Source organism: Hydrogenophaga sp. 2FB, assembly GCF_005503365.1.
Taxonomy (GTDB): domain Bacteria; phylum Pseudomonadota; class Gammaproteobacteria; order Burkholderiales; family Burkholderiaceae_C; genus Hydrogenophaga.
Genome location: NZ_SCML01000021.1, coordinates 84,549 through 100,502, shown reverse-complemented (window position 1 = coordinate 100,502; position 15,954 = coordinate 84,549). Strand labels below are relative to the sequence as shown.

The 15,954-nt window shown below is 65.7% G+C and carries 21 protein-coding genes; 9 read left to right on the top strand and 12 right to left on the bottom strand.

Annotation, left to right across the window (positions count from 1 at the left end; genetic code table 11):
- Positions 1–93 precede the first annotated feature (93 nt).
- The 3 genes from FFS09_RS14250 to rsgA are packed head-to-tail and all read left to right on the top strand — an operon-like array spanning position 94 to position 2,627.
- Positions 94–1,356: a M48 family metallopeptidase gene (locus tag FFS09_RS14250; protein WP_137919551.1), complete on the top strand. Its 1,263-nt coding sequence runs from the start codon at positions 94–96 to the stop codon at positions 1,354–1,356.
- Between the two features lie 12 nt (positions 1,357–1,368).
- On the top strand, positions 1,369–1,689 hold the full coding sequence (locus FFS09_RS14245) for a 4a-hydroxytetrahydrobiopterin dehydratase (protein ID WP_137919550.1): 321 nt from the start codon (positions 1,369–1,371) through the stop codon (positions 1,687–1,689).
- A complete protein-coding gene (gene rsgA, locus FFS09_RS14240; RefSeq protein WP_137919549.1) occupies positions 1,689–2,627 on the top strand; it encodes a ribosome small subunit-dependent GTPase A in 939 nt (312 codons plus the stop codon). Before FFS09_RS14245 ends, rsgA begins: the two co-directional genes overlap by 1 nt.
- Positions 2,628–2,637: 10 nt before the next feature.
- Here the strand turns inward: rsgA and FFS09_RS14235 are convergent, their stop codons facing one another.
- The 6 genes from FFS09_RS14235 to rpsP all read right to left on the bottom strand — a co-directional run bounded on the left by FFS09_RS14235 (position 2,638) and on the right by rpsP (position 6,607).
- Entirely contained in the window at positions 2,638–3,567 is a 930-nt protein-coding gene (locus tag FFS09_RS14235; protein ID WP_137919548.1) for a CobD/CbiB family protein, read from the bottom strand.
- Between the two features lie 63 nt (positions 3,568–3,630).
- A complete protein-coding gene (locus FFS09_RS14230) occupies positions 3,631–4,314 on the bottom strand; it encodes a CoA pyrophosphatase (RefSeq protein ID WP_137919547.1) in 684 nt (227 codons plus the stop codon).
- Positions 4,315–4,460: 146 nt separating this feature from the next.
- On the bottom strand, positions 4,461–4,817 hold the full coding sequence (gene rplS, locus FFS09_RS14225) for a 50S ribosomal protein L19 (protein WP_137919558.1): 357 nt from the start codon (positions 4,815–4,817) through the stop codon (positions 4,461–4,463).
- 132 nt (positions 4,818–4,949) lie between these two features.
- The gene (gene trmD / locus FFS09_RS14220) at positions 4,950–5,714 is read right to left on the bottom strand and encodes a tRNA (guanosine(37)-N1)-methyltransferase TrmD (RefSeq protein WP_137919546.1); all 765 of its coding nucleotides are present in this window, start codon (positions 5,712–5,714) and stop codon (positions 4,950–4,952) included.
- 22 nt (positions 5,715–5,736) lie between these two features.
- Entirely contained in the window at positions 5,737–6,336 is a 600-nt protein-coding gene (rimM, locus tag FFS09_RS14215; RefSeq protein ID WP_137919545.1) for a ribosome maturation factor RimM, read from the bottom strand.
- Between the two features lie 16 nt (positions 6,337–6,352).
- Positions 6,353–6,607, bottom strand: coding sequence for a 30S ribosomal protein S16 (gene rpsP / locus FFS09_RS14210; RefSeq protein ID WP_137919544.1), 255 nt, complete (start codon positions 6,605–6,607; stop codon positions 6,353–6,355).
- Positions 6,608–6,786: 179 nt separating this feature from the next.
- Here rpsP and FFS09_RS14205 point away from each other — a divergent pair, with 179 nt between their 5' ends.
- Positions 6,787–7,317 carry a GNAT family N-acetyltransferase gene (locus FFS09_RS14205; protein ID WP_137919543.1) on the top strand — a complete coding sequence of 177 codons (531 nt, stop codon included), beginning with the start codon at positions 6,787–6,789 and terminating at the stop codon, positions 7,315–7,317.
- Between the two features lie 5 nt (positions 7,318–7,322).
- Positions 7,323–7,772 carry a TM2 domain-containing protein gene (locus FFS09_RS14200; protein WP_137919557.1) on the top strand — a complete coding sequence of 150 codons (450 nt, stop codon included), beginning with the start codon at positions 7,323–7,325 and terminating at the stop codon, positions 7,770–7,772.
- A 9-nt stretch (positions 7,773–7,781) separates the two neighbouring features.
- On the opposite strand, the gene FFS09_RS14195 is transcribed toward FFS09_RS14200, so the two are convergent.
- From FFS09_RS14195 to FFS09_RS14185, 3 genes are read right to left on the bottom strand one after another with little or no spacing between them, the layout of a single operon-like run.
- Positions 7,782–8,738 carry an AEC family transporter gene (locus FFS09_RS14195; RefSeq protein ID WP_137919542.1) on the bottom strand — a complete coding sequence of 319 codons (957 nt, stop codon included), beginning with the start codon at positions 8,736–8,738 and terminating at the stop codon, positions 7,782–7,784.
- A gap of 42 nt (positions 8,739–8,780) precedes the next feature.
- The gene (locus tag FFS09_RS14190; RefSeq protein WP_137919541.1) at positions 8,781–9,026 is read right to left on the bottom strand and encodes a hypothetical protein; all 246 of its coding nucleotides are present in this window, start codon (positions 9,024–9,026) and stop codon (positions 8,781–8,783) included.
- Positions 9,027–9,043: 17 nt separating this feature from the next.
- Positions 9,044–9,505 (bottom strand): Fur family transcriptional regulator, encoded by a 462-nt coding sequence (locus FFS09_RS14185; protein ID WP_137919540.1) that lies wholly within the window; start codon positions 9,503–9,505, stop codon positions 9,044–9,046.
- A gap of 115 nt (positions 9,506–9,620) precedes the next feature.
- Between FFS09_RS14185 and FFS09_RS14180 the strand changes: the two genes are divergently transcribed.
- Both FFS09_RS14180 and FFS09_RS14175 read left to right on the top strand, forming a co-directional pair.
- Positions 9,621–10,499, top strand: coding sequence for an EamA family transporter (locus tag FFS09_RS14180; RefSeq protein ID WP_212745100.1), 879 nt, complete (start codon positions 9,621–9,623; stop codon positions 10,497–10,499).
- A gap of 86 nt (positions 10,500–10,585) precedes the next feature.
- The gene (locus FFS09_RS14175) at positions 10,586–11,137 is read left to right on the top strand and encodes a fasciclin domain-containing protein (protein WP_137919538.1); all 552 of its coding nucleotides are present in this window, start codon (positions 10,586–10,588) and stop codon (positions 11,135–11,137) included.
- Between the two features lie 69 nt (positions 11,138–11,206).
- Here FFS09_RS14175 and msrA read toward each other — a convergent pair whose 3' ends face one another.
- Both msrA and FFS09_RS14165 read right to left on the bottom strand, forming a co-directional pair.
- The gene (gene msrA, locus FFS09_RS14170; RefSeq protein WP_137919537.1) at positions 11,207–11,743 is read right to left on the bottom strand and encodes a peptide-methionine (S)-S-oxide reductase MsrA; all 537 of its coding nucleotides are present in this window, start codon (positions 11,741–11,743) and stop codon (positions 11,207–11,209) included.
- 21 nt (positions 11,744–11,764) lie between these two features.
- Positions 11,765–12,655, bottom strand: coding sequence for a LysR family transcriptional regulator (locus FFS09_RS14165; protein WP_137919536.1), 891 nt, complete (start codon positions 12,653–12,655; stop codon positions 11,765–11,767).
- Positions 12,656–12,766: 111 nt separating this feature from the next.
- Here FFS09_RS14165 and FFS09_RS14160 point away from each other — a divergent pair, with 111 nt between their 5' ends.
- The gene (locus FFS09_RS14160; RefSeq protein ID WP_137919535.1) at positions 12,767–13,951 is read left to right on the top strand and encodes an acyl-CoA dehydrogenase; all 1,185 of its coding nucleotides are present in this window, start codon (positions 12,767–12,769) and stop codon (positions 13,949–13,951) included.
- A 66-nt stretch (positions 13,952–14,017) separates the two neighbouring features.
- Here the strand turns inward: FFS09_RS14160 and FFS09_RS14155 are convergent, their stop codons facing one another.
- On the bottom strand, positions 14,018–14,830 hold the full coding sequence (locus FFS09_RS14155; RefSeq protein ID WP_137919534.1) for a class I SAM-dependent methyltransferase: 813 nt from the start codon (positions 14,828–14,830) through the stop codon (positions 14,018–14,020).
- Positions 14,831–15,082: 252 nt separating this feature from the next.
- On the opposite strand from FFS09_RS14155, the gene FFS09_RS14150 reads away from it, so the two are divergent.
- Positions 15,083–15,718 carry a class I SAM-dependent methyltransferase gene (locus FFS09_RS14150; protein ID WP_137919533.1) on the top strand — a complete coding sequence of 212 codons (636 nt, stop codon included), beginning with the start codon at positions 15,083–15,085 and terminating at the stop codon, positions 15,716–15,718.
- Positions 15,719–15,954: the final 236 nt, after the last annotated feature.

Sequence of the window (15,954 nt, the reverse complement as noted above, 5' to 3'; positions counted from 1 at the left end):
GGGGAGGGGCAGAAGTCATGGCGGGGATTTTCGCCGATCCGCTGGAAGGCCCATCGGCGCGCGATCCGGGCCCATTTCGATAGACTCGGCCCCATGGACACCGCCTCGCTCTCTTTCACCGCCCTTTTCTGCGCCTTGCTGGTGCTTGGCCTGGTCGTGCGCACCGTGCTTGCCAGCCGGCAAATGCGCCACGTCGCACGCCACCGCGGGGCTGTGCCGACCGCCTTCAGCAACACCATCTCGATCGAAGCCCACCAGAAGGCCGCCGACTACACCCTCACCAAAACCCGCTACGGCCTGCTCGAATCCACCATCGACGCCGCGCCGCTGCTGGGCTGGACCTTGCTCGGCGGCCTCGACTGGCTCAACCAGGTGTTGCTGGAAGCCATGGGCGGCGGTCTGCTGCAGCAACTCGCGCTGCTGGCGGCCTTCGTGCTGATCGGTGGCCTCATCACGCTGCCGTTGAGCTGGTACGCCACCTTCCGCATCGAAGAGCGCTTCGGCTTCAACAAGATGACCCTGTCGCTCTGGCTGGCCGATCTTTTCAAGGGTGCGCTGGTCGGCGCACTCATCGGCCTGCCCATTGCGGCGCTGGTGCTGTGGCTGATGGGTGCCGCCGGCCCGACCTGGTGGCTCTGGGCCTGGGGCGTGTGGATGGCCTTCAACCTGCTCGCGCTGGTGCTCTATCCCACCGTGATCGCGCCGCTGTTCAACAAGTTCGAGCCGCTGTCCGACGAAGACCTCAAAGCCCGCGTGAACGCGCTCATGCAGCGCTGCGGCTTCGCGGCCAAGGGCCTGTTCGTGATGGACGGTAGCAAGCGCAGCGCGCACGCCAACGCCTACTTCACCGGCTTCGGCGCCGCCAAGCGCGTGGTGTTCTTCGACACCCTGCTCAAGCAGCTCAGCCCCGAAGAAATCGACGCCGTGCTCGCGCACGAGCTGGGTCACTACAAACGCCGCCACATCTTGAAGCGCATCGTGCTCATGTTCGCGTTGAGCCTCGCGGGCTTTGCGTTGCTGGGCTGGGTGTCCAGCCAGGCCTGGTTCTACAGCGGCCTGGGCGTCACGCCGTCCATGGACACGCCCAACGACGCACTCGCCCTGCTGCTGTTCATGATGGTGGTGCCCCTGTTCACCTACTTCCTCTCGCCGCTCATGGCGCAGCTCTCGCGCAAGCACGAGTTCGAGGCCGACGCCTATGCGGTCGAATACACCAACGGCCGCGACCTCGCCAGCGCCTTGCTCAAGCTCTACAAAGACAACGCCAGCACGCTCACGCCCGACCCGCTGTACGCGCGCTTCTACTACTCCCACCCACCCGCCAGCGAGCGCCTCTCGCGCCTGCAAGCCGCTTGAAGCGAGCCCAACATGAATCCGATCCACCAGAACCGACGCGCCCTCTCCGCCACCGAAATCGTGACGCAACTCACCCAGCTCAATGGCGATGCCGCCCAGGGCTGGAAGCTGATCGATGGCGCGTTGGAGAAAACCTACAACTTCGCCAACTTCCACGAAACCATGGCCTTCGTCAACGCGCTGGCCTGGATCGCGCACCGCGAAGACCACCACCCCGACCTGGCGCTGGGCTACAGCCGCTGCACGGTGCGCTTCAACACGCACGACGTGAACGGCATTTCGGTCAGCGACTTCCACTGCGCTGCCGCGGTGGACGCGTTGCAGAAGGCCTGATGGCCGATCTCCAGCCCGGACTGGTGGTGGCCGCCCATGGGCGCCACTGCCTCGTCGAAAGCCCGGACGGCGAACGCCGCATCTGCCACCCGCGCGGAAAGAAAAATGCCGTGGTCGTGGGCGATCGCGTGCAGTGGCAGGTCACCGGCGACGAAGGCAGCATCGAGCGCGTGGACGAGCGTCGCAACCTGTTCTACCGGCAGGACGAGATGCGCACCAAATCGTTCGCGGCCAACCTGGACCAGGTGCTGGTGCTGGTCGCCGCCGACCCCGAGTTCTCCGAAAGCCAGCTCACGCGCGCGCTCATCGCGGCGCAGGCCGAACACATCGACGTGCTGATCGTGCTCAACAAAAGCGATCTGCAACCCGCGTTCGATCGCGCCTGGGCCCGGTTGGAGCCGTACCGCCGCATGGGTTGCACGGTCCTGCCCTTGCGCCTGAAATCGGCCGACGGCACCGAAGCCGGTCTGGAAGAACTGCAAGCGCGCCTGTTGAACAAACGCACGCTGGTGCTCGGCCCTTCGGGCGTGGGCAAGAGCACGTTGGTGAACCGGCTGGTGCCCGAGGCGCGCGCGCAGACGGGTGAAATCTCGCGCGCGCTCAACTCGGGCAAACACACGACCACCAGCACCACCTGGTACTGGGTGGACGCGGCGCGCCAGACCGCGTTGATCGATTCACCGGGGTTTCAGGAATTCGGCCTGAACCACATCGAGCCGATGCAGTTGGCCCACCTCATGCCGGACCTGAACGCCACCCTGGGGGAGTGCCGCTTCTACAACTGCACGCACCTGCACGAACCCGGTTGCGCGGTGGTGGCGCACGTGCAGACCGGGGAGGCGCACCAGCCCACGGACGATGCGCTGGCGATCAGCGAGAACCGCTACCGCCTCTACCGCGAGTTATTCGCAGAACTATCGGACAAGCGACGGTATTGACCGCAAAGGGCTAAAGCCCTGCCAGCGTCAGCAGCGCGAGCAGCAGCATCCACAGCACCACCGAGCGCCACACCAGGCCCACCACGCTGCCCAGGTGCGCGAGTTGCGGCTCGGGCCGGTCGCCGGGGTCGTCGTCTTCCGGCAAGGCCAGCGCGTCGGGCTGCGGCGCCAGCCTCACGTTGAGCGCGCCCGACGTGGCGGCCAGCACCACGCCGTCGCTGCCTGGCGCGAAACGCTCGGCATCGGCACGCCAGCTCGCCAGCGCTTCCTCGAAATTGCCGACGACGGCAAACCCGAGCGCCGTGACGCGCGCCGGCACATGGTCGATCCAGCGCCAGGCCGTGGCGGCCGCATGCTGCAGGCCCAGGCTGGGCGTGCCATCGGGCCGCGCGCGCCAGTTGCGCGACAGGTACTCGGCCATGCGATAGAACACCGCGCCCGAGGGCCCGAGGCCCAAGGCCCAGAACACCACGAAGCACACCAACACACCAAACACATGCCGGTGCGCTGCGAGCACCGAGTGTTCGATCACCTGGCGCAGCAGTTCGGCGCGCGGCAGGCTGGACGCATCCACCCGCAGCCAGCGGGCCAGCTTCTCGCGCGCGAGCATGTCATTGCCCTCGTCCAGCGCCTGGCGGATCTCGCTGAAATGGTGGCTGAACTGGCGAAACCCCAGCGTGACGTACAGGATGCCCACCACCCACACGAAGGCCAGCACCGAGCTGAATTGCCACAGGCCCCAATACACCAGGCCCGCGACGACAGCAGGGATACCCACGGCCAAGGACCAGGCGACCCAACCGTGCGAGGTCTGGCCCGCGTCGAGGTTGCGCCGCACGGTGCGCGCCCAACCGCGCAAGCCCGCGTGCACCGGGTTGTCGAAAGCGAGCGGGCGGGCCTGCTCCAGCAGCAAGGCGACAAGGATGGCAAAGAAACTCATGGCGCCATCATAGTGGCGTGCTCCGCCCCGCTCCACAAGCCGCGGGGCGGGAATGTTGGCCCGTCAAGCGCTGAGCATGCGGTAGAAATTGCGCAGCATGCCCGCGGTGGCGCCCCAGATGAAGCGCTCGCGGTCGCCATCCTGGTACGGCATGGAATACCACTGGCGCACGACGCCTTCAAAGTCGTGCGCATGCCGCCGGTGGTGCAAGGGGTTCATGAGGTACGCCAGCGGCACCTCGAACACGTCGGCCACCTCGTCCGGGTTGGGCGTCAGCTCGAAGCCGGGCTGCACCAGCCCCACCACCGGTGTGACCGTGAAGGACGTGCCCGTCACATACACCGGCAGCGTGCCCAGCACCTCCACCTGCTCGGGCAACAAGCCGATTTCTTCGTGCGCCTCGCGCAAGGCCGCCGCGATGGCATCGGCGTCCTCCGGGTCGAGCTTGCCACCCGGCAGGGCGATCTGCCCCGAGTGGGTGGACAGGTGGGTGGCGCGCTGCGTCAGGATCAAGGTGAGCTCATCGCGCATGACCAAGGGCAACAACACCGCCGCCTCGGCGGGCATGCGGTCGGCAAATTTCGGCTCACGGCGCAATTCGGGCGTCCACACGGGAGGCCGGGCGAAGAGTTCGCGCATGCCCACGGGTGTGAGGCGATGCGCTTGCGCGGGTGGCAGGATTTCGTCGTCGGCATCCGCGACGATAGGGATCAGGCGCGGGTCAAAGGCGGGAAGAAGCTGGGTCATGTGAGCGCCAAGCATAGCGACATGTCCCCTCCCCCGCTGCCGCGCGGGTTGCACGCGCTGGAGCGGTGCGAACGGACGAAAAAAAGCCGCTCCGAGGAGCGGCTTTTTTTCTGGGGCAGGGTACCGGAGGGTTGCTCCGATGCGCCTTACGCGCCCAACTTTTCCTTGATGCGGGCCGACTTGCCGCTGCGTTCGCGCAGGTAGTACAGCTTGGCACGGCGCACGGCACCGCGGCGCTTGACTTCGATCTTGGCGATCAGCGGGCTGTACAGCGGGAACGTACGCTCGACGCCTTCGCCGTTGGAGATCTTGCGCACGATGAAGCTGGAGTTCAGGCCACGGTTGCGGCGGGCAACCACCACACCTTCATAAGCCTGCACGCGCTTGCGCGTACCTTCGATCACGTTGACGCTGACGATCACGGTGTCGCCAGGGGAGAACGGGGGGATGACTTTGCCGAGGCGAGCAATTTCTTCTTGCTCAAGGGTCTGGATGAGGTTCATGGTTTCCTGTTCGTCGATCATGACCGCGCTGCACTAAAGGCTGCGAATCCGGCAATGGCCCTGTCCATTCCCTCTCGGGTTTGCGGGCTGGCCCGGTCACAGCGGCCGGTCAGAGGATCGAAAAGCCCTGGATTATAGCAAGCCCTGAGAGCGCAGGAAAGTCTGGTCGGCCTTGTCGAGCAAGCCCTGCTCCCGCGCCCGTTGCAACAGGTCGGGCCGCTGGCGCGCGGTGAGCGCCAGGCTTTGCTCTCGCCGGTGGCGGGCAATGCGTTCGTGGTGCCCCCCCAGCAGCACCTCGGGCACCGGCTGGCCGTGCCATTCTTCGGGGCGGGTGAAATGCGGGCTGTCGAGCAGGCCGTCGAGCGCGGGGTTAAAGCTGTCCTGCTGGTGGCTGCCCTGGTCGCTGAGCACACCCGGCTGCAGGCGGGCAACCGCGTCGAGCAAGGCCATGGCCGCGATTTCGCCGCCGGAGAGCACAAAGTCGCCCAGGCTGATCTGCAGGTCCACGCAGGTGTCGATGAAACGCTGGTCAATGCCTTCGTAGCGACCACACACCAGCACAGCGCCCCGGCTGTGCGACCAGCGCTCCACGCTGGCGTGGTTCAGCGGTTCGCCAATCGGTGAGAACAACACGACCGGGGCGTGTTCACCGTCAGGATCCGCGCGAGAAGCGCGAACGGCCTGCAGGCATTGCCACAAGGGCTCGGCCATCATGACCATGCCGGGCCCGCCACCGAACGGGCGGTCGTCCACACGTCGGTAGTTGCCTTCGGCGAAATCGCGCGGATTCCAAAGGCGCACATCCACCAGGCCGGACTCGAAGGCGCGGCGGTTGATGCCGTGTTGCAGGAACGGCGCAAAAAGCTCGGGGAACAGGGTGATGACGTCGAAGCGCATGGCGGTGTGGCCGGCGCGGGCGTCAGTAATCGGGTTGCCAGTCGGCGGTGATGCGGCGCTGGGCCTTGTCCACATCGTCGATATAGGCCGCGACGAACGGGATCATGCGCTCGGCGGTCTGCTCGGCGCCGTCCACCGTTTCGGTGTATTCGAGCACCAGCACCGAGGTCGGCCCGGTGGCGACGAGGTCGCGCACCACGCCCAGGTGCACGCCTTCGCGATTGACCACGTCCAGGCCGAGCAGGTCGACCCAGTAGTACTCACCTTCCGGCGTGGCCGGGAACGCGCTGCGCGGCAGGTAGATGCGCACGCCCTTGAGGGCCTCGGCCGCGTTGCGGTCGTCCACACCTTCAATCTGGGCGACCAGGCCGTCGGCATGTGCCTTCACTTCGACCACGCTGACGCCGACGCAACCCGCAAACGCCGAAAAGCCGCGCGCGAAGCGGGCTTCGGGCGGCTGCAGGAACCATTTGGAGGATGCGAACAGCGCCGAGGTGTCGGCGCTGTGGGGCAGGATCCGAACCCAGCCCTTGATGCCCCACGCGTCCTGTATGCGGCCCAACTCGACGGCATCGTCAGGTTGGGGCGACGCCTTGAAGGCGCCGGACGCGTGAGTGCTCACCTGAGTGAAGGTGAGATCAGGCCGCTGCCTTGGCGGCGTTTTGCTTGACCAGACGCGCCACGGTGTCCGAAGGCTCGGCGCCGACGCCGGTCCAGTAGGTCAGGCGATCGACGGCGATGCGCAGGGGCTCTTCACCACCGCGGGCCAGCGGGTTGTAGAAGCCGATGCGCTCGATGAAGCGGCCATCGCGGCGGTTGCGCTTGTCGGCAACCACGATGTTGTAGAAAGGACGGGCTTTGGAGCCGCCGCGGGAGAGTCGAATGACGACCATGATTTATCCTTCGGGTGGAGAGGTACCAACATCGGTACTTCACTGGATCTTGCGACCCGCTTTTCTGCAGCGCTTGAGACACACGACTGACCACCCGGCCAGCGAAACGCCACGAAGCCCGCGATTATAGCCCGTCCGCTGGTTTCGACCGTCCCCTCCTCCCCGAGCCCCACAGACCCATGCCCCTGATCCGCCCCAGCCGCGACGAAGACCTCGACGCGATCACCCGCATTTATGGCCACCATGTGCTGCACGGCACCGGCACCTTCGAAACCACCCCACCCACTCTGGCCGACATGACGGCGCGCCGCGCCGATGTGCTGGGCAAGGGCCTCCCCTGGCTCGTGGCCGAGGACGGCGGTCAGGTGCTGGGTTTCGCTTATGGCAACTGGTTCAAGCCGCGCCCGGCCTACCGCTTTTCGGTCGAGGATTCGATCTACATGGACCCCGCCGCCCACCGCAAAGGTCTGGGCCGCGCGCTGCTGACCGAGTTGTTGGCGGTGCTGGAACGCACCGGCACGCGCAAGGTGATGGCGGTGATCGGGGATTCGGCCAATGCCGGCTCGATCGGCGTGCACAAGGCGCTGGGCTTCGAGCCCGTGGGCGTGGTGCAGTCGTGCGGCTGGAAGTTCGACCGCTGGCTCGACATCGTGCTGATGCAGAAAACCCTGGGTGCGGGCGACAGCATTCCTCCGAACGGGGGCGCGTGAACATGATGCGCAAGAACAAGACCGTGGCGGTCTGGTTGGCCCTCTTCGGGGGCATGCTCGGCCTGCACCGCTTTTACCTGCGTGGCCTGGGCGACTGGGTGGGCTGGCTGCACCCGATTCCGGCGGCATTGGGGCTCTGGGGTGTGGACCGCGTGCTGATGTACGGGCAGGACGACAAGCTCTCCTGGCTGCTCGTCCCGCTGCTGGGCCTGACGATTTCCGCCGGTTGCCTGGCGGCCATCGTCTACGCGCTGACCGACCGCGAGAAGTGGAACCGCCAGTTCAACCCGCAACTGCCCGCCGACGCGGTCTCGGGCGGCACCAACTGGCTCACCATCGGAGCACTCGTGTTCGCACTGCTGCTGGGCACCGTCGCGCTCATGGGCAGCCTGGCGTTCGGCTTCCAGCGCTACTTCGAATACCAGGTCGAAGAAGGCCGCAAGATCAGCCAGTGAGCGTGGCGCTCAATTGAGCCAGGCCATGAGCATCATGGTCAGGCTCAGCGTGAACAAGGCGAGCACGGTGGACAGGCCCATGCTGGCGATGGTGACCTCCTGCGCCACCTCGTAGCGTTGCGCGAACAGAAACACGTTGGCACCCGCCGGTAGCGCCGCGGCCACCACCAGGACGGTGAGCGGCGTGCCGGTGATGCCCAGGCCCCACGCGCTCAACCCCACCAGGACGGGCAACACCAGGTTCTTGGCAACGCTCACCCACAACGCCTCACGCAGGTGGCCCGCCATCGACGTGCGCGCGAGCGTGACACCGACCAGCACCAGCGCGATCGGGGCGAATGCGCTGGCCAGCAACTGCAGCGGCCGGTCGACCACCGTAGGCAGCGTCAGACCGGTCTGTGCGAACAGCAGGCCGCAGAGGATGGGCAAAGGGATCGGGTGGATCAACGCGCCTTTGATCGCCGACCACGCGGTGGCCAGCACGTGCGGCGCGCGTTCGCCGCCCGCTCGGGCTTCGCGCGCCACCGCCAGTTCCAGCACGATGGAGCCGACCGTGAGCAGGATCAGCGCATGCACCGACACCAGGGTGAGCAGGGTGAGCTGGGCCTCCTTGCCGTAGGCCAGCTCGACCAACGCGATGCCGATCATCACCATGTTGGAGAAGGTGCTCGCCAGACCCAGCACCACGCTGCGGCGGTTGAAGCCGCGCCACGCGATGCACACGCCCAACAAGCTCAGCGCCGCCAGGAAATACGCCAGCACCGGCCGCCAATCCAGGGTGTCGAAATGCACTGACGCCATGGTGCGAAACATCAGCGCTGGGATCAACAGCAGGAACACGAGGTTGGACAAGTCCTTGACCGAGGACTCGCGGATCCAACGCCGCAGACCGGCGAGGTAACCGAGCGCGATCAGCAGGAAAACCGGGGTGAGAGAGGCAACAACGGGATGGGTGGCGATGTTCACCCGGCGATGGTACTCACTCGACCACGCGAGAGATTCAGGCCATCAGTGGGCGTGGCGCATGCCGCAGTATTTTCCGAGGGCCATACCTTTGCAGGCGACCGACAGTTCCTGCATGCAGATTTTTTCGCCCTTGCCCGCCTCCAGACACTTGGCCGCGCCCTCGTGCGCCACGGCCATCGCACGGTGGCGGGCGACGTCCTCCTTGGTTTCCTTGTCGGAATGCTGGGCGAGCGCGGCGGACGCCAGCAGGGTGGCCGCGAACAGACACAGGAACGGTTTTTTCTTCATGGCATTGCCCTCGGGTTTCAAAAGTTGTGTGTGCAGTCCGAGCAGGTGCCCCGCACGGCCACCTGCTCGCCGATATGGCCCTGGCGCGCGATGACGCGCAAGAGTTCGCGCGCCATCTCTCCCGCGTTACCGAGCGCAAATTGCCGGTGACACGCACCGCACTCGAAGTGCGGCTGCAGGCCTTCCTCGTCCACCGGCGCGAGGCTGAAGCGCCAGGTGCGGGCCTGGTCGTCGGTGTGGCGCTGCAGCACACCGCAGGCGGCCAGCCGGTCGAGCAGACGGTAGAGCGTCACACGGTTGATCTCGAGCCCGCGCGCGGTGAGCGCGTTCAAGGCCTGCGCGTGGGTCAGCCCGCCCTGCGGTTGCGCCAGGAACAGGCCCAGCACGGCGCGCGTGGCCAAGGTGCGGCGCAGGCCAGCGGCCTCCAGACGGGTCTGGATCGCGGCGGGCACGCCACTGAGCATCGTGCGAGAGGACATGGTGGGCGGCTCCGTTATTGCAACCAAGTTGCCATTCACGGCGATGTTATCGCAATTCGGTTGCAACAAGAGGGCGCTGGCTAAACTGGCCATCACCACTCCCACGGAACACCCCTTGCCCACGACCCACCTGCTCCTGGCCCTTTCGGTGGTGTTCGTCTGGGGCACCAACTTCGTGGTGATCCGCTGGGGCCTGGACGGCTTGCCGCCGTTTCTCTTCGCCGCGCTGCGTTTCACTTTCTCGGCCCTGCCCTGGCTGCTGTTCATGCCCCGCCCCACCGCGCCCTGGCGCAAGGTCGCGGCCTTCGGCGTGTTGCTCGGCGTGGGCCAGTTCGGTCTCTTGTTCCTGGCCATGCGCAGCAGCATCTCGCCCGGCATGGCCTCGCTGGTGGTGCAGTTGCAGGTGTTCTTCACCATCGGCCTGTCGCTGTGGCTCATGAAGGAGCGCGTGCGCGGCTTCCAGGTCGCCGGCCTGCTGCTCGCGCTCGCGGGCTTGGGCCTGATCGCGGCCAACCTCGATGCCTCGGTCACCCTGTGGGGCATGGGCCTGGTGTTGAGCGCGGCCTTCTTCTGGTCGCTGGCCAACCTGGTGGTGAAGTCGCTCGGGCCGGTGAACATGCTGCACTTCATGGTCTGGAGCAGCCTGTTCGCGGTGCCGCCACTGTTGGCGCTGTCGTGGTGGCTCGAAGGCCCGCAACTGATGCGCACGTCGCTCGAACAGGCCAGCGGCCTGGTGTGGGCCAGCGTGCTGTGGCAAGCCGTGGGCAACACGCTGTTTGGTTATGGCGCGTGGAACTGGCTGCTGGCGCGGCACCCGGCCGCGACGGTCACGCCATGGGCCTTGCTGGTGCCGGTGTTCGGCATGGGCGCCTCGGCCTTCTCGCTAGGCGAAGCGCTGCCGGGCTGGAAGCTGGGCGCCGCCGCGCTCGTGCTGATGGGTCTGGCGGTGATCGTCTGCTGGCCGTTGTTGCAGGCGCGGCTTCGCGCGAAATGATTTTTCAGTCTTTTTGAATCCAGTGCGTGGTCGCGCTGCGTATCTCCTACAGCCGCAGTTCCGGCTTCAACCCTCAAGGAGACTTCATGATCACGCAAACCATCCGCAAGACCGTTCTGGCCTTCGCCATCGGCACGGCATCCCTGGGCGCTTTCGCGCAAGTCATGGTCGGCGGCGCGCCGATGCTGGCGAGCAAGGACATCATCGACAACGCGGTGAACTCCAAGGACCACACCACGCTGGTGGCCGCGGTCAAGGCAGCCGGCCTCGTCGACACGCTCAAGGGGCCCGGCCCGTTCACCGTGTTCGCGCCCACCAACGCGGCGTTTGCCGCGCTGCCCGCCGGCACCGTGGACACGCTGCTCAAGCCCGAGAACAAGGCCATGCTGAGCGGCATCCTGACCTACCACGTGGTGCCCGGCAAATGGGACGCGGCGGCCATCAGCAAGATGATTGCGGACGGCAAAGGTTCGGCTTCCATCAAGACCGTGGCCGGTGGCACGCTGGTGGCCAAATCGGCTGGCGGCAAGGTCAGCGTGACCGATGAAAAAGGCGGTGTTGCCACCGTCACGATTGCCGATGTCTACCAATCGAACGGCGTGATCCACGTCATCGACAAGGTGCTGCTGCCCAAGTAAGCGGCGGTAGAAAGCACAACGGGCGGCCTCCCCGGTTTCGGGAGGCCGCCCGTCTTTGTTCTGACGTGCTTATTTCGCCAGGCGCGCGAAGGTCTTGCGGAACTTCGCCACCTTGGGCGCGGCCACGGCCATGCAGTAGCCCTGGTGCGGGTTGCGCTCGAAGAAGTCCTGGTGGTAGTCCTCGGCGGGCGAGTAGTTGTCCAGCGGTGCTACCTCGGTGACGATGGGCTTGCCGAAAGCATCTTCTTTCGTCAGCTCGTTGATCATGTCCTGCGCCACCTGTTGCTGCTCGGGCGTGGTGAAGTAGATGCCGCTGCGGTACTGCGTGCCCACGTCGTTGCCCTGGCGGTTGAGCGTGGTCGGGTCGTGCACCACGAAAAAGATTTCCAGGATCTCGCGCGTGCTGATCCGCGCCGGGTCGTATTCGAGCCGCACCACCTCGTTGTGGCCGGTGGTGCCGGTACACACCATCTCGTAGCTGGGCTGTTTCACCTGGCCGTTGCTGTAGCCGGACTCGACATCGGTCACGCCCTGCACTTCCTTGTAGACGGACTCGGTGCACCAGAAGCAGCCACCACCCAGCACCAGCACTTGTTTGTCGCTCATCGTGTTCTCCAGTTGAGCGGCCTACTCTAGCGGCTGCGCAAAGGCCCGCACGGCTTCCAGGAATGCCGCCAACGCCGCCGGGCTGCGCGCGCCGATCCAGAGGCAGTGCGTGTCATAGGGCGGCGTCTGCGCATCGAGCGGCACAAACACCGCGCCAGGCAAGCCGGCCTGCTGCATCGCGGCCGGCACCAGCGCCACTGCCAGCCCCTGGGCCACCAGCGATACCACGCTGAGCCAGTGGCGCAACTCATAGCGGATCTCCGGCGCAAAACCGGCGTCCGCGCACAGGCTGAGAAAGCGCTCGTGGTAGTCCGGTGAGACAGCGCGCGACACCATGGCAAACGGCTCGCCCTGCAGTTGCGAGAGCGACAAGCGCTTGCGGCGCGCCAGCGCGTGGCGGGCCGGCAGACAGGCCACAAAGGGCTGGCTCGACAGCAGGATCTGCGAGAAGCCCACCGGCACGTGCGTGGTGTGCACGAAGCCCACGTCCAGCCTCTCGTGCCGCAGGTCGATGAGTTGCTCGCTCGAACTCATCTCCCGCAATACCAACCGCAAGCGCGGGTGCGCCTCACCAAACGATTGGAGAATGCTGGTCAAGCCTCGGTACAGCGCCGTGCCCACGAACCCGATCTGCAGGCTGCCCATCAGCCCCTGCGACACGTCGCGCGCCTCGCGCGCGGCCTGGCTCGCCTGGTCCAGCAAGTCGCGCGCGGCGGGCACGAAAGCCTGCCCGGCCGCCGTGAGCTGCACACCGCGGCTGTTGCGCGTGAACAGCTGCGCGCCCACAGACGCCTCCAGCTGCTGGATGTTGAGCGAGAGCGGCGGTTGCGTGATGGCCAGTCGCTGGGCCGCGCGGCCGAAGTGCAGTTCTTCGGCCAGCACGAGGAAGTAACGCAGATGCCGGAATTCCATGAATATAAAAATCCTATTGATGGATACACCATCCATATTAGACAAGTATTCATGCGGAACGGACAATCGCGCCATTCGCGCCATTCGCCCCATCCAACCCGGAGACACACCATGAGCACCGCCAAAGCCCGCTTCAGCTGGGAAGACCCGTTCCACCTCACCGCGCAACTGACCGACGACGAGCGCCAGGTGCAGGACGCCGCCCGTGCCTATTGCCAGGAAAAGCTGCTGCCGCGCGTGACCGAGGCCTTCCGCCACGAGAAGACCGACGTGGCCATCTTCCGCGAGATGGGCGAACTCGGCCTGCTCGGCCCGACCATTCCCGAGGCCTACGGCGGCAGCGGCCTGAACTATGTCTGCTACGGCCTGGTGGCGCGCGAAGTGGAACGCGTGGACTCCGGGTACCGCTCCATGATGAGCGTGCAGAGCTCCCTTGTGATGGTGCCGATCAACGAATTCGGCACCGAAGCGCAGAAGCAGAAGTACCTGCCCAAGCTCGCCACCGGCGAGTGGATCGGCTGCTTCGGTCTGACCGAACCCAACCACGGCTCCGACCCCGGCAGCATGGTCACGCGCGCCAAGAAGGTGGCCGGTGGCTACAGCCTGAGCGGCGCGAAGATGTGGATCACCAACAGCCCGATCGCCGACGTGTTCGTGGTCTGGGCCAAGGACGACGAAGGCGCGATCCGCGGTTTCATCCTGGACAAAGGCATGAAGGGCCTGAGCGCCCCGGCGATTCACAGCAAGGTCGGCCTGCGCGCGTCCATCACCGGCGAGATCGTGCTGGACGAGGTGTTCTGCCCCGAAGAAAACGCCTTCCCCGACGTGCGCGGCCTGAAGGGCCCGTTCACCTGCCTCAACAGCGCGCGCTACGGCATCGCGTGGGGCGCGCTCGGCGCGGCGGAAGACTGCTACTTCCGCGCCCGCCAGTACGTGCTGGACCGCCAGCAGTTCGGCCGCCCGCTCGCGGCCAACCAGTTGATCCAGAAGAAGCTGGCCGACATGCTGACCGAGATCAGCCTGGGCCTGCAGGGCTGCCTGCGGCTGGGGCGCATGAAGGACGAAGGCACGGCTGCAGTCGAACTCACCTCCATCCTCAAGCGCAACTCTTGCGGCAAATCGCTCGACATCGCCCGCCTGGCGCGCGACATGATGGGCGGCAATGGCATCAGCGACGAGTTCGGCGTGGCGCGCCACCTGGTGAACCTGGAGGTGGTGAACACCTACGAAGGCACGCACGATGTGCACGCGTTGATTCTGGGGCGGGCGATCACGGGGATTGCGGCTTTCAACTGATGCGCTGACGTAGCAAGCTCATTGGCCGCAAGACCTGCGAGGGCGCTGGGCCTGCCACGGGGCTCCCTATCCCGCCGCGACGATCACATGCGCCTGAATTTTGCCGGCCACCGGGCCTTCGCCATGGCATCTGGCGATCGCCTCCGTCGCGCGATCCGTCGCGCGCTGTAGCAAGCTGGCGTCGCGCGCCTCGATTTCGTTGCGCAGTGGCGTTCCCTGGCAGTAGGCGATGGCGGCGTCACGTGCCGAGGGCGCGCGACTCAGCTTCTCGTGCGTCCCGATCTCGATGTCGGCAAACCCTGCGCGCTTCAGCTCCTCGCGGATCAATGCGATGTCGTGATAGCCGTGCGGCGTGCGGACGAGGAATAGAGGCGGATCTTGTGGAAACACCGCAGCGACGGCATGGGTGACCTCATCGGCAAAGGCGTTCTCTTCAATGCGATCCCAGACACTGAAGACAAAGCGCCCGCCTCGCCTCAGCACGCGGCGCGCCTCGGCGTAGCCGGCAACCCGATCGGGGAAAAACATGGCACCGAACTGGCAGCACACGGCGTCGAACGTGGCATCTTCGAATGGCAGGGCGAGCGCGTCGGCCTGCCGCCATTCGATGCGGCTATCGGCCCCCTGTCGGGCGGCGGCATAGTCGAGCATGGGCTGGTTGAGGTCGGTCACCACGTAGCGCGCGTCGGTGCCGAGTTTTGGCGCAAGCGCCCGCGTGACCACGCCGCTTCCGGCTGCCGTTTCAAGCACCGCACCGGGCGAGAAGGCCGCGACAAGCTCCGCCATATCGGCGGCATAGCCCCCGAAGATCAGGGGGACCATCAACGTGTCGTAGAACTTCGGGATCGCGCCCGCAAACACCTTGTCGCTCTGAGCCATGAGACCTCCTTGGACGTCTGGAATGGTGCCCTTGTCCACCCACTCCGGAACGGGCCATGTGTCTGCCGCCTCATTGGGGATGGGACGGTGCGCCATGGTGGCCGCGCATGCCTGTCGCGTCAACTTTGCGCTACGGTCTTCTCCGCGCTTCAGGCGCACGCAGCCCGGAAGATCTGGAAAAAGGACGCAAGACACGGTCACTTGAACCGATCACCGACGCAGCTACCATCTCGGCCCAAGGAGGATGAAGCCATGCATGCCTACTACTCGGCAAGGGCCCTTGAATACGACAAGATCTACCTGAAGCCCGAGCGGCAGCCCAATCTGCGGGAGATGGAGGCGTGGATTTCCCGTGTTTTCGAAGGACGGTCCGTGCTCGAAGTTGCTTGCGGCACGGGATACTGGACGCAGTTCTTTGCGCCATATGCGGCCAAGGTCGTTGCGCTGGATGCGGCGGACGAAACACTGCAAATCGCGCGGGGTCGCGTCCCTCCCGAGAAGGTCGAATTCATCAGGGGCGACGCCTATGACATTCCCATGCACGCTGAGCCCTTCGGCGCAGCCTTTGCCGGCTTCTGGTGGTCTCATATCCCGCTGGACCGCGTGGAGCCATTTCTTGCCGGGTTGCACAGAGCGCTCCAACCGGGCGCCACCGTGGTGTTTATCGACAATCGCTTCGTGCCAGGCAGCAGCACGCCTGTTTCGGAGGAGGATGCCGACGGGAACACCTACCAAACCCGCACGCTGTCAGACGGCTCCACGCACCGGGTCCTGAAGAACTTCCCCTCGCGTGATGCGTTGCTGCGGGCGGTCCAACGATTTTCGCCATCCGCGGCCTACCGGGAATGGGACTACTTCTGGGCGCTTGAGTACACCCTGACGGCATAGAAGACGCCGCCATCGGGATCGCATGGAAGGTAGGGCAGTGATCTGCCTTCGATGCCGCTCTCTGTTTCTTGCCCTCGAAATACCCAGCCTTCGGCGCGCGGCATGTGCTGCAAAAACACGCTCCAAAAATTCAACCGCAAGGAGCGGAGTTTCAAGAAGGGGAGTGGACTTCTAACCTGATCTCACCCCGTAACCACAGAGGGAGATCGCCATGAAGCCCCCTTCCGTTTCCACGT